Below are 12,928 nucleotides of genomic sequence, written 5' to 3'. Positions count from 1 at the left end.
GCCGCGGCCGCGGGACTAGTCTGGCGGCATGTTGTACGAGCACCTCGGGGCTCGGCCCCGCGTCCATGACACCGCCGTCATCGCCCCCACCGCCGTGATCTCCGGCGACGTCGAGATCGGGCCGGGCTGCCAGGTGCTGCACGGCGCCGTAATCACCGCCGAGGGAGGAGCGATCACCCTCGGTGAGCACGTCATCGTGATGGAGAACGCACTCATCCGCGCCACGGCGGCGAACGCCGTGCACATCGGGTCCCACACCCTGATCGGCACGCTGTCCAGCATCGCGGGCGCGACGGTCGGAGAGGAGACGTTCCTCGCCTCGGGGTCGCGACTGTTCAACGGTGCGCTGATCGGGCCGCGCTGCGAGGTGCGCGTAAACGCGATCGTGCTCCGTCGTGCCGTGCTGCCGGAGGGCACCGTCGTCCCGATCGGCTGGGTGGCCGTCGGCGACCCCGCGCAGTTGTTCTCGCCGGATCGCGAGGCCGAGATCGCGGCGGCGCAGCCCGATCTCGACTTCCCCGGGCATGTGTTCGGTGTCGACCGCGACACCCCCGACCTCATGGTGCAGCTGACCGAGCGCTACGGCACGTCGCTCGCACGGCATGCGCACGACGTGAGCATCGACGGCGCGCACCACCGGCAGCACCGCGCATGACGGGCGCAGTGGGCCTGGTCCGCCCCGACGTGAGCACGGCGGATGCCGCGCGCATCGCCCTGGACTGCTACGGGATCACGGCGAGCGCGCGGGAGCTCGGCAGCAATCAGGACCGGAACTTCCTCCTCACGGCGGAGGACGGCGCGAAGAGCGTGCTGCGCATCGACAACGCGGTGTTCGGCGATGCGGCGCGCGACGCGCAGCATGTCGCCCTCGACGCCTACCGCGACGCGGGGGTGCGGGTGCCGGCGGTGCTTCCGGGCCTCGACGGCGCGCTCACCCAGCGCTGGAACGGATTCGCCGTGCGGCGCAGCGAGTTCGCCCCGGGGGAGCCGCTGGTGGATGCGGGATACCTCGCCCCGGTGGTGCTCGCCGAGTTCGGGGCGCTCGCCGCCGCTTCCGTGAATGCGCTGGCGCCTCTCGGACATCCCGGTCTCGATCGCCCGCAGATGTGGGACATGCGCGTCGCGCACGAGCAGACCACGGCACTCGCACCGTCCATCGCCGACGCCGCACTGCGAGGGCGCGTGCTGCGTGCGGCGGCGAAGGCGGATGCCGCTCTCGCCCCGTTCGCCGCGGGCCTTCCGGTGCAGGCGATCCACGGTGACCTCACCGACGACAACGTGATGGGGAGGCGGGGCGACGATTCCCGTCTGCATCCGCACACGGTCCTCGATCTGGGCGATCTCGGACTCGGATGGCGCGTGGCCGAGCTCGCGGTGTGCGCATCGTCGATGCTGCACCACGAGCCGGAGCGGCCGCTGCGCGTGATCGAGACGATCGCCGCCTTCCATCGGGATGCCCCGCTGAGCGTGTCGGAGGCCAGAGCGGTCTGGCCTCTCGTGGTGCTGCGCGCCGCGCTGCTGGTGGCGAGCGGGTGGCGTCAGCTCGAGATCGACGGCGACAACGACTACGCGCGGGAGCGGATCGCGGGCGAGCAGGCGATCTTCGACGCCGCGACCCTGCTGCCGCTGGTCGAGATGACCGAGCACGTGCTCGTCGCGGTCGGAATCGATGGAGGCGGCTTCGATGCGGCGGATCTGGCGGCGGAGGCGGAGCTCTCCCCGCTCGCCTCGCTGCTGCCGGATCTCACCGGCCGCGTCGCCGTGATCGATCCCGGAGTCGAGTCCGCAGCCCTGGACGGCGGGCGCTGGCTCCGGGAGGACGCGGAGGAGGAGCTGATCGCCGAGGCGATCGAGCTCGGGGTCGCCGTGGCGGTGATGCCGTACGGTGCGTTCCGGCTGACGCGAGCGCACGTCGACGACGCGGAGCCGGGGCAGACCTGGGCGACCGCCTGCGAACTGCACTTCCCTCCGGGGCCGCGGGCGCGGGTGGCGGCGCCCGCGAGTGGGCGTGTGACGCAACGGGGCGGGACCGCTCGGCTCATCCTCGACCTCGACGGTCCTGGCGGCGGCCACGACTGGGTGCTCGAGATCACGGGACTCGATGCGGAGGAGCGCCGTGAGCGCCCTGTGGGCGCCGGCGAGACGGTGGGGTGGCTTGCCGCCGCCTTCGAACCGCGGCGGCTGACGGTGGGCATCCGGCGAGACGACGCTCCGGAACAACAGGCGGACGGCGCAGTCCTCGTCGCCCCCGACCGCGTCCCGGCATGGAGCCGGCTGACCGCCGACCCCGCACCCGTGCTCGGGCTGCCCTCCTTCACGCAGCACGACGATGCCGCGGCGGAGCTCGGCCGTCGCGAGAAGATCTTCGCGGCGGCGCAGGAGCGCTACTACGAGCGTCCCCCGCAGATCGAACGCGGCTGGCGGCACCACCTGATCGACACCACCGCGCGCACATACGTCGACATGGTCAACAACGTCGCAGGTCTCGGCCACGCCCATCCGAAGGTCGCTGACGCCGCGGACCGCCAGCTGCGGACCCTCGCCACGAACTCCCGCTTCCTGTTCCGCGACCTCGCGGAGTACAGCGAACGACTTCTCGCCCTGATGCCCGAAGGCAGCGACCTCGACACGGTGCTGCTGGTCAACAGCGGCTCGGAGGCGGTCGATCTCGCCATCCGTCTGGCGCAGGCGGCGACCGGTCGTCGCACGGTCGTCGCGCTGCGAGAGGCCTATCACGGCTGGACGATGGCGAGCGATGCGGTGACCACCAGCGCCTATGACAACCCCTTCGCGCTCGCCACGCGCCCCGACTGGGTGCACATCGCCGATGTGCCCAACCGCTTCCGCGGCACGTACCGGGGTGCGGACGTCGCCGACGCCTATCTCGCCGACCTCGCGACCGATCTCGATCGGCTGCGGGAGGAGGGTCGGGAGGTCGCGGCGTTCCTGTGCGAGTCGATCCTCGGCAACGCGGGGGGCGTGGTGCTTCCCGACGGCTATCTCGCCGGCGCCTATGCCCAGATCAGGGCGGCGGGCGGGGTGTGCATCGCCGATGAGGTGCAGGTCGGCTTCGGGCGGATGGGGTCCGCCTTCTGGGGGTTCGAGCTCGCCGAGGTCGTGCCCGACATCATCACGATCGCGAAGCCGATGGGCAACGGATTCCCGATCGGCGGGGTCATCACCTCGAAGCGCATCGCGGACGCGCTGTCGACGCAGGGCCAGTTCTTCTCCTCCGCCGGCGGCAGCACGCTCAGCTGCCGGGTCGGCATCGCGGTGCTCGATGCGATGGCCGAGGAGGGGCTGCAGCACAACGCGGCAGTGATCGGCGCGCGCCTCGCCGAGGGCCTTCGGGCCCTCGCCGACCGGCATCCGCTGATCGGCGTCGTCCACGGCGAGGGGCTGTATCTCGGTGTCGAACTCGTCCGTGACCGCGACACCATGGAGCCGGCGGCCGCGGAGGCCGCGGCGATCTGCGAGCGGATGCGTGAACTCGGTGTGATCGTGCTGACGACATCCGAGCGGTCCAACGTCCTCAAGATCAAACCACCGCTGTGCCTCACGGCGCACAGTGCCGATCATGTCGTCGCGATGCTGGACAGGGTGCTGACGGAAGGGTGGTGACTCGGGCCCTCGTCTTCGAATCCCGCTGTCCATCGGATTGTTAAAAGCGTATTTCGAACCGAATTCGTCGTAGCGCTGGCGATTACCTCCGGTCCATACTGTTCCTCAGCGTCGGACGATCCGAAGTCCGACCCATGCGCTGTTCCCCGAGGAGTACCCATGGCAACGAAGACGAAGCCGCTGGCGCAAGGCGGAGGGACGCTCCGACGAAATCTGGGGTTGTGGGCCATCGTCGGGCTCGGGCTCGGCTACATGACACCGACGGTCGTCTTCGACACCTTCGGCATGGTCGCCCGTGACACCGACAACGTCGTTCCGGCGGCGTACCTGGTCGCGCTGGTCGTGATGGTCTTCACCGCCATCAGCTACGGCAAGATCTCCAGCGCGATCCCGAGTGCCGGATCCGCCTACACCTACGTGCGCGAATCGATCCATCCGAACCTCGGCTTCATGGTCGGTTGGACGTCGCTGATCGACTACGTGCTGCTGCCGATGGTGAACTGCCTCATCATCCGCAGCTATCTCGAGGCGCTCTTCCCCGAGATCCCCGGGTGGATCTGGGTCGTGCTGTACTGCATCCTCGTCACGAGCATCATCTACCTGACGATGCGCGGCACCTCGAACCTGAACATGATCCTGCTCGTGTTCTCGATCATCGTGATGGTCGTCTTCGTGGTGATGGTGATCGCGCAACTGATGCGCGGCGACGGCGCCGCGACCGTGGCCTCGATGACCCCGTTCTTCCACGACGGCGCCACGATGGGCGCGGTGCTGATGGGCGCCACGATCGTGTGCTTCTCGTTCATCGGCTTCGACGCCGTGACGATGTACGCGGAAGAGGCCAAGGATCCGAAGATCATGCCCAAGGCCATCCTGCTGACGGTGCTTCTGGGCGGCGCGATCTTCCTCATCTCCGGCTACCTCACGCAGCTGCGCTTCCCCGACTGGAACGAGTTCGCGCCGGGCGGTGACATGCAGTTCGTCGAGGACTCCACGCTGCCGGTCATCGGCAACCTGGTCGGTGGCCCCGTGCTCATGGCGGTGCTGACAGCGGCCGGCTTCTGCGCCACCCTCGCCTCCGGCTTGGCTTCGCACGCCTCGGTGTCGCGGATGCTGCTGGTGATGGGCCGTAACAACGTGCTGCCGCAGCGGGCGTTCGGCTACATCAACCCACGCACCCACACCCCGACCTTCAACATCGTTCTGGTCGGCGCCATCTCGCTGCTGGCCATCCCGTTCACCCTCGAGCTGATCGCCGCGTGGATCAACTTCGGCGCGCTGATCGCCTTCACCTTCGTCAACATCTCGGTGATCGCGTGGTTCGCCATCCGCAAGGGCCGTCGCAAGACTCCAGGCGACATCTTCAGCTTCATCGTGATGCCCGGCATCGGCATGGTGCTCACCGGTCTGCTCTGGGCGAACCTGCACGAAGACGCCCTGCGCGGCGGCCTGGTGTGGACCGCGATCGGGGTCGTCTACCTCGCCATCATCACGAAGGGCTTCCGCAAGAAGGTCGTCGCCTTCGACGAGAACCAGGCGGTGACCGGATACAACAAGGTCGTCAAGGTTCCGGTCGACGAGAGCTGACCCGACATCCCGACACGAGAAGAGCCGCCTCCCCGGAAGGGAGGCGGCTCTTCTCGTGTCGAGGAACCTGTGTCCAGGAAGGGGTCAGATGACGCCCTGGGCGAGCATCGCCGCAGCGACGCGCTCGAAGCCGGCGATGTTGGCGCCGGCGACGTAGTCGCCAGCGACATCGTGGCGCTCCGCGGCGTCGAAGGCCGCATCGTGGATGTCGGCCATGATCTCGCGCAGCTTGTTCTCGCTGTCGCCGAAGCTCCAGCGCTGACGCGAGGCGTTCTGGCTCATCTCGAGCGCGGAGGTCGCGACGCCACCGGCGTTCGCGGCCTTTCCGGGGGCGAACAGCACGCCGGCCTTCTGGAACGCCTCGACCGCATCCGGCACGCACGGCATGTTCGCGCCCTCGGACACGGCGCGCACGCCGTTCGCGATCAGGGCCTGGGCGTCGGCGAGGCTGACCTCGTTCTGGGTGGCGGAGGGGACGGCGATGTCGACCGGGACCTCCCACACGCTGCCGCCTTCGACGAAGCGGGCGCTCGGGCGGCGGTTGGCGTACTCGACGATGCGGGCGCGCTCGACCTCCTTGATCTGACGCAGCAGGTCGAGGTCGATGCCGGCGTCGTCGACGACGTAGCCGGAGGAGTCGGAGGCCGTCACCGCGGTGGCGCCGAGCTGGGTGGCCTTCTGGATCGCATAGATCGCGACGTTGCCCGATCCCGAGATGCCCACGCGCTTGCCGGTGAGGGAGTCGCTGTGCACGGCGAGCATCTCCTGCGCGAAGAACACCGCGCCGTACCCGGTGGCCTCGGTGCGCACCTCTGCACCTCCCCACCCCGTCCCCTTGCCGGTGAACATGCCGGACTCGTGCCGGTTGGTGACCTTGCGGTACTGGCCGAAGAGGTAGCCGATCTCGCGGCCGCCGACGCCGATGTCGCCCGCAGGCACATCGGTGTGCTCGCCGAGGTGACGGTAGAGCTCGTTCATGAACGACTGGCAGAAGCGCATGACCTCGGCATCGGACTTTCCGTGCGGGTCGAAGTCGGAGCCGCCCTTGCCGCCGCCGATGCCCTGGCCGGTGAGCGCGTTCTTGAAGATCTGCTCGAAACCGAGGAACTTGATGATCGACAGGTTCACCGAGGGGTGGAAGCGCAGTCCGCCCTTGTACGGGCCGAGCACGGAGGAGAACTGGATGCGGTAGCCGCGGTTGACCTGGAGCCTGCCGGCGTCGTCGATCCACGGCACGCGGAAGAGGATCTGGCGCTCGGGCTCGACGAGTCGCTCGAGGATGCCGCCGTCGACGTATTCCGGGTGGCGCTCCAGCACGGGTGCGATCGAGTGCAGCACCTCGTGGACGGCCTGGTGGAACTCCGGCTCGTACGGGCTGCGGGAGAGCACCGTGTCGAAGACGGGCTGCACGGATGCGGCGAGCGGATGGAAGTCGACGGGAGACGTAGCGGTCACGCGGAAGAGCTTTCTGGTGGGGGATGGTGGTGCAGGCGATCGTGTCGCGTGAGGCTGTGCCGGATCCGGCAGAGATTTCACTCTAGTGGGCACCGAAAGCGAGGGTTCCCGCTCGGTCGGTGGCGACGTCGGTCACCCGGTGTTCTGCAGGCCGGCGGCCACACCGCTGACGGACAGCAGCAGTAGACGCTGCTGTTCCGGGTCGGCGCCGGAGCCGGTCGGATCCTCTGCGGCGGAGCGGAGGGCCCGCAGCGCTCGCAGCTGCAGCAGCGAGAGCGCGTCGACGTAGGGGCTGCGCAGCTGCACGGCGCGCTGCAGCACGGGCTTGTTCTCGAGCAGGCTCTCGCCCCCGGTGAGACGGATCACCCAGCGCCGCGTGGTCGCGAGCTCGTCGAGCACGAGCTGTGCCAGATCGTCGCGGCCGCCGAGGGCCAGGTACTGACGGGCGATGCGCTCGTCGGTCTTGGCGAGACTCATCGCGACGTTGTCGATCATGGTGCGAAGCAGCGGCCACTCCCGGTACGCCTCCACGAGCAGCTCCTCGTCGCCCACCGCGTCCAGGGCGGTGCCGAGTCCGAACCATCCGGCGAGGTTGATGCGGGCCTGCGTCCAGGCGAACACCCACGGGATGGCCCGCAGGTCTTCCAGCGACTCGACCGAGAGCCCTCGGCGGGCGGGGCGGGAGCCGAGAGCCAGCAGCCCGATCTCCTCCATCGGGGTCACGGTGGCGAACCACGGGGCGAAGCCCTCCGCCTTCACGAGCGAGAAGAAGCGCTCCCGGGAGGCCGCGTCCATGATCGAGGCGACCTCGGCATAGCGGGCGGCCGCTCGGCTCGTGCGCTCCTCCTCGGTGGGGGAGGAGGCCAGCAGCGTCGCCGCCGCGACCTGGTCGATGTGCCGCATGGCGATCGCGGGCTCGCCGTAGCGGGCGAAGATGACCTCGCCCTGTTCGGTGAGCTTGAACCGGCCGTCGACCGAGTGCGGCGGCTGCGCGAGGATCGCGGAGTTGGCGGGCCCGCCGCCGCGGCCGAGCGCACCGCCGCGACCGTGGAAGAGGGTCAGCTCGATGTCGGATTCCTGCGCCCACCGTGCGATCTTCTCCTGCGCCTCGTAGAGGGCGAGGTTCGCAGCGACGGGGCCGACGTCCTTCGACGAGTCCGAGTAGCCGAGCATGACCTCGAGCCGATTGCCGGTGGCGGCCATGCGCTCGCGGAACTCGGGGAACGTCACGGCCTCTGCGAGGATGCCGGGTGCCGCCTGCAGATCGGCGAACGTCTCGAACAGCGGCACCACGTCGAGCACCGGGGCGTCGTCACCGAGCGCGTAGTGGGCGAGACGGTGCACGTTCGCGAGGTCGGAAGCCGCCTGGGTGAAGGAGACGACGTAGCGCCCGGCGGCGCGCAGGCCACGGTCGTTCTGGATGTCCGCGATCGCGCGGAACACCTCCAGCACCTCCTCGGTCTGCGCGCTGACGCCCTCACCGGCATCGAGCTCGGCCAGGGCCTTCGCATGCACCTGGGAGTGCTGGCGCACCTCTAGCTCCGTGAGGTGGAAGCCGTAAGTCTCGACCTGCCAGATCAGGTGCTGCACGCCACCGAACGCGTGCCGCTTCGCTCCGGCGTCCGCGAGCGAGGACTGCACCGCGCGCAGGTCCGCGAGCAGTTCCTCAGGACGCGAATACGCCTGGGTGCTGTCACCGTGACGGGTCGCGGCGACGCGACGGGCCAGCACCAGCAGCACGCGACGGTGCGGCTCGTCGGGCGAGCGGGTGGCGAGTTCGGCCGCCAGGTTCGGCTCAGCGGCGGCGAACCGCTCCCACAGCGCCGTGACCTCGACGCTCGGCGGAGTGTCGTCGGAGGCGAGAGTGAGGGTGCGGCCGATGCGATCGAGTGCGCGCTCGAGACCACGCAGCACATGATCGGCCGCGATCTGCGAGGCCTCGCGGGTCACGGATGCCGTCACGAAGGGGTTCCCGTCGCGGTCGCCGCCCACCCAGGAGCCGATGCGCACGAAGGCGGGGACGACCGGGGCGGTGGCGCCGGAGTCCTCTCCGCGGAGCGCATCGTCGATGCGGCGGTACACGTGCGGCACCGTCGTGAAGAGCGTCTCGTCGAACACTCCCATCACGGTGCGGACCTCGTCGGTCGGGGAGGGCTTCTGCGACCGCAGCGGGGCGGTGCGCCAGAGGGTGTCGATCTCCTCCAGCATCCGGCGGCGGGCACGGTGCTCCTCCGAGCCGCCCTCGCTCGCGGCATCGTGCTGGGTGAGCAGCTCGGACAGGCGGCGGATGCTCGACGACACCGCGCGGCGGCGGGCCTCGGTGGGATGCGCCGTGAAGACCGGGTGGAAGCGGAGCCCCTCCAGTCGGCGGCGGGCCTCGTCGTCGCCGACCTCGGTGCGCAGCCGCGCGTACGCGGTTGCAACGGTGTCGGTGGCGTCCTCCCTGCCCGGCTGTCCGGCGCGCTCGCGCAGTACGCGCACGCGCTGGTGCTCCTCGGCGAGGTTCACCAGGTGGAAGTAGCAGGTGAACGCGCGCGCGACCTCGTCGGCCCGCGCCACCGTGAACGACTCGGCGATCGCCGCGGCGCGCTCGAAGGCGTCGGAGGTCTCCTCGTCATAGGCCTGGATCGTCGCCAGACGCAGCCGTTCGACGTCTTCGAAGAGGTCGTCGCCGCCGGCTTCGCGCAGCACCTGCCCGAGCAGCTGCCCGAGCATCCTGACATCGGTGCGCATGGCATCGGGGATGCCGCGGCCTGCTTCGAATCGGCCGATCACGCGGATGGCCTCGGTGTTCGTGGGCTCGGAGAAGGAGTGTGCGGGGGTCACACTTCGAGAGTATCCCTCGTCGGAGGGGTGTCCTGCACGCATGACGGTCTGCTTCACGACGGGGCGATGACGGGAGGCGCCGCGGCCTGTCGGCGACCTACGATGGGGGGAATGCGCATCTCAGCGAACCCCCTCCGCGGGCAGCAGTTCCCTGCCGTCCTCCTCCTCATCGCGGCCGGCCTCGGACTCCTGCTCGCGAACCTGCCGACGCACGACGCGCTCGCCGCCTTCCTCGACCTCCATATCGCGATCCCCGGCACGGCCCTGGACCTGTCGATCGCGCACTGGGTGTCCGACGGCCTTCTCGCCGTCTTCTTCCTCGTCGTGGCCATCGAGCTGCGCCACGAACTGACCCACGGCGAGCTCGACTCCCCGCGAAAGGCCGTGCAGCCCGCCATCGCGGCGACCGGCGGCGTGCTGGTCCCGATCGCGGTGTACCTGCTGATCGCCGGCGGCGACAGCACGACGGCTCCGGGCTGGCCCATCCCCACAGCGACCGACATCGCGTTCGCCCTCGGCGTGCTGGCGATGTTCGGCAAGGGGCTGCCCTCGCGCGTCCGCGTTTTCCTGCTCGCCCTCGCGATCCTCGACGACATCATCGGCATCATCTTCATCGCCGTGCTGTTCGCCGATGACGTGCAGTGGCTGCTGTTCGGGCTCGCGATCGTCGGGGTGGCCGTGTTCTGGGCGCTGAGCAGGCTGCTGCATGCCAAGGGCCACCCGCTGATCGCTGTCGCCATGGCCCTGGTCGGCGTGATCACCTGGGGACTGGTCGCCTCCTCCGGCATCCACGCCACGATCGCCGGCGTGCTGCTGGGTCTCGTGATGTCGCCCGTGCCGGCCGGGCGCACCAGGCACGCACTCGAGCCGACCGTGAACGGGGCCATCCTGCCGCTGTTCGCCTTCGTCGCGGCGTTCGTGGTGATCCCCGCCGTCTCGATCACCGAGCTGTCGCCGGCCTTCTGGGCGATCGTGGTCGCGCTGCCCGTGGGCAAGATCATCGGCATCTCGCTGTTCGGCTGGCTCGCGATGCGCATCCGTCCGAAGGGTGCCGATCCTGCGCTGCCGTTCGCCGACATCCTCGCCGCCGGTGCCCTCGGCGGTATCGGCTTCACCGTCTCGCTGCTGCTGGCGAACCTCGCCTTCGCCGACGATGGCGGCATCAGGGACCAGGCGATCCTCGGTGTGCTGGTGGGGTCGTTGATCGCTCTCGTGCTCTCCGGGATCATCGTCTCCCTGCGGGCGCGCTGGTACCGTCGGGTCGCGTCCGCATCGTCGTGAGGAATGTTCCGGCCCTCGCCGCTTCCGGCCGGGTCCCTGCAAGGAGGAAGCGTGAGCTCTGAGTCCCCGGCCGCAGCGGACGCTGCCGATCCGCTGCGCCAGGCAGCCGAGACCATGCACGCCGTCCGGGAGCGTTGCGTGTGGTCGCAGCGGATCACACACCGCGACCTCGTGCCGTACCTGATCGAGGAGTCGCACGAGGTGATCGACGCTGTCGAGAGCGGCAGCCGCGACGACCTCCGCGAGGAGCTGGGGGATCTGCTCTGGCAGGTGCTGTTCCATTCGGCGATCGCGGCACAGGACCCGGACGATCCCTTCGACATCGACGACGTGGCACGCACGCTCACCGAGAAGATGGTGCGTCGGCATCCGCATGTGTTCGCCGGTGAGGTGGCCGAGACGCCGGAGCAGGTGCTGGTGCACTGGAACGCCGCGAAGGCGGCGGAGAAGCGCACCCGCCGCAGCGTGCTCGACGGTGTGCCGCGGGGGATGCCGGCGCTCGCGCTCGCCCAGAAGCTCGCCGGTCGCGCCGCGGGAGTGGGCGTCGCGGTGGAGTCCGCCGCCGCCCCGGCATCGGAGGACGAGCTCGGTGAGGCGCTCCTGGCACTGGTGGCGACGGCGCGTGCGCAGGGCTGGGATGCCGAGCGGGCGCTGCGCGAGCGGTTGCGCGTGCTGGAAGACGACGTGCGGGCCGCCGAAGCCGCATCCTGATCCCGGCACGGGGGCGTCGGCAGACCTGGGAAGATGGAACCGTGGCTACCGTGAACCCGCCGCGCGGCATGCGCGACATCCTCCCCGCCGACAAGGCCCGCCGTGAGCGCGTGCTCTCCGTCATCCGCGAGCGCTACCGCGCGCATGGATTCGACGAGATCGAGACGCCCGTCGTCGAGGACTACGACCGCCTGCACGCCGGCATCGGCGGCGACAACGAGAAGCTGTCGTACAACATCCTGCGCCGCGGCCTCGATGCCGACGCGATCCGCGCTGCCGCCGACGATCCGGCCGCCCTCTCGGACCTCGGCCTGCGCTACGACCTGACCGTGCCGCTCGCGCGCTTCTACGCCAGCAACCGCGGCCAGCTGCCCACGGTGTTCCGCTCGATCCAGATCGGTCCGGTCTGGCGCGCCGAACGCCCGCAGAAGGGGCGCTACCGCCAGTTCGTGCAGTGCGACATCGACATCATGGGAGATGACTCGTCGCGCGCCGAGGCCGAGCTGATGGTCGCCTCGCTCGACGCGGTCGACGCGCTGGGGCTCGAAGGTGCGACCGTGCGGATCAACGACCGTCGGGTGCTGGATTGGATGCTGGACAGTTTCGGGTTCACCGCCGAGGAGCGCCCCGGGGTGCTCATCACGATCGACAAGCTCGACAAGATCGGGCCCGAGGGCGTGGCGGCCGAGCTGCGTGAGCGCAGCGCCTCCACCGCAGCCGCCGACGCGTTCGATGCGTTCCTGCGTCGCCCGCAGACCATGGAGTACACCCCGTTCGGCGAGCGGCAGATCCGCAAGGCGCTCCCCGATGGTGCCCCGACCGAGTTGGTCGAGCACCTGGTCGGAATCGGCGAGGCGGTCGCCGCAGGGCGGGGGCAGTCCGACATCCCGCTGGTCTTCGATCCGTTCCTCGTGCGCGGCATGGGGTACTACACCGGCACGATCTTCGAGCTCGCGCACCCCTCGGTCGGCTACTCGCTCGGCGGTGGCGGTCGCTATGACGGCATGATCGGCCGCTTCCTCGGACAGCAGGTTCCCGCCGTGGGCTTCTCGCTCGGCTTCGAACGCCTCGTCGACCTGATCGCCGACGAGGCCGATGCCACCGCACAGGCCGTCGTGCTCATCCACGATGCCGACGTTGCGGTGCACGAGCTCGTCCGGCACAAGGCGGCGCTGATCGCAGGGGGCGCGAGGGTGCGGCTCGAGCGACGCACCAAGAACGTCAAGGCGCTGCTCGAGCGTTCGGCGGCCGACGGCTACACCGCCTTCGCGACCGTCTCCGTCGGCACCGGCGAGCTGGAGCTCAAGCCGCTGTCCTGACCGGTCCGCCTTGGTGGGGCCCGGTGTGGTCTGGTTTGGTCAGCCGCACCGGACACCTGTCGGGTGGATGCACGGATGTCGGGGGAATCGCCGTGGTTCTGCCCGACATCCGCACGAAGGCCCGACAG

At 69.8% G+C, this 12,928-nt stretch carries 8 protein-coding genes; 6 read left to right on the top strand and 2 right to left on the bottom strand.

Annotation, left to right across the window (positions count from 1 at the left end; genetic code table 11):
• The first annotated feature begins 28 nt into the window (after nucleotides 1–28).
• From D514_RS23585 to D514_RS23575, 3 genes are all read left to right on the top strand, one after another.
• The gene (locus D514_RS23585; RefSeq protein WP_017828749.1) at nucleotides 29–655 is read left to right on the top strand and encodes a gamma carbonic anhydrase family protein; all 627 of its coding nucleotides are present in this window, start codon (nucleotides 29–31) and stop codon (nucleotides 653–655) included.
• Complete coding sequence (locus D514_RS23580; RefSeq protein ID WP_031205501.1) at nucleotides 652–3,621, top strand: aminotransferase; 2,970 nt, start codon at nucleotides 652–654, stop codon at nucleotides 3,619–3,621. Before D514_RS23585 ends, D514_RS23580 begins: the two co-directional genes overlap by 4 nt.
• Before the next feature lie 159 nt (nucleotides 3,622–3,780).
• The gene (locus D514_RS23575; RefSeq protein WP_186004809.1) at nucleotides 3,781–5,208 is read left to right on the top strand and encodes an APC family permease; all 1,428 of its coding nucleotides are present in this window, start codon (nucleotides 3,781–3,783) and stop codon (nucleotides 5,206–5,208) included.
• A gap of 84 nt (nucleotides 5,209–5,292) precedes the next feature.
• Here the strand turns inward: D514_RS23575 and gdhA are convergent, their stop codons facing one another.
• Nucleotides 5,293–6,663 (bottom strand): NADP-specific glutamate dehydrogenase, encoded by a 1,371-nt coding sequence (gdhA, locus tag D514_RS23570; protein WP_017828746.1) that lies wholly within the window; start codon nucleotides 6,661–6,663, stop codon nucleotides 5,293–5,295.
• A gap of 132 nt (nucleotides 6,664–6,795) precedes the next feature.
• Nucleotides 6,796–9,489, bottom strand: coding sequence for a phosphoenolpyruvate carboxylase (locus tag D514_RS23565; protein WP_017828745.1), 2,694 nt, complete (start codon nucleotides 9,487–9,489; stop codon nucleotides 6,796–6,798).
• 111 nt (nucleotides 9,490–9,600) lie between these two features.
• Here D514_RS23565 and nhaA point away from each other — a divergent pair, with 111 nt between their 5' ends.
• The 3 genes from nhaA to hisS all read left to right on the top strand — a co-directional run bounded on the left by nhaA (nucleotide 9,601) and on the right by hisS (nucleotide 12,800).
• Nucleotides 9,601–10,770 carry a Na+/H+ antiporter NhaA gene (gene nhaA, locus D514_RS23560; RefSeq protein WP_017828744.1) on the top strand — a complete coding sequence of 390 codons (1,170 nt, stop codon included), beginning with the start codon at nucleotides 9,601–9,603 and terminating at the stop codon, nucleotides 10,768–10,770.
• A 51-nt stretch (nucleotides 10,771–10,821) separates the two neighbouring features.
• Nucleotides 10,822–11,481, top strand: coding sequence for a nucleoside triphosphate pyrophosphohydrolase (locus D514_RS23555; RefSeq protein ID WP_017828743.1), 660 nt, complete (start codon nucleotides 10,822–10,824; stop codon nucleotides 11,479–11,481).
• 68 nt (nucleotides 11,482–11,549) lie between these two features.
• Complete coding sequence (hisS, locus tag D514_RS23550) at nucleotides 11,550–12,800, top strand: histidine--tRNA ligase (protein ID WP_031205499.1); 1,251 nt, start codon at nucleotides 11,550–11,552, stop codon at nucleotides 12,798–12,800.
• The last annotated feature ends 128 nt before the right edge of the window (nucleotides 12,801–12,928 follow it).

The organism is Microbacterium sp. UCD-TDU (assembly GCF_000340625.1).
Taxonomy (GTDB): Bacteria; Actinomycetota; Actinomycetes; order Actinomycetales; family Microbacteriaceae; genus Microbacterium; species Microbacterium maritypicum.
This window is presented reverse-complemented; position numbering and strand designations above follow the sequence as displayed.

Bases quoted from the DNA above. Each gene is read 5' to 3' on its own strand.
- D514_RS23585 (WP_017828749.1), top strand. From the start codon at position 29: ATGTTGTACGAGCACCTCGGGGCTCGGCCCCGCGTCCATGACACCGCC.
- D514_RS23580 (WP_031205501.1), top strand. From the start codon at position 652: ATGACGGGCGCAGTGGGCCTGGTCCGCCCCGACGTGAGCACGGCGGAT.
- D514_RS23575 (WP_186004809.1), top strand. From the start codon at position 3,781: ATGGCAACGAAGACGAAGCCGCTGGCGCAAGGCGGAGGGACGCTCCGA.
- nhaA (WP_017828744.1), top strand. From the start codon at position 9,601: ATGCGCATCTCAGCGAACCCCCTCCGCGGGCAGCAGTTCCCTGCCGTC.
- hisS (WP_031205499.1), top strand. From the start codon at position 11,550: ATGCGCGACATCCTCCCCGCCGACAAGGCCCGCCGTGAGCGCGTGCTC.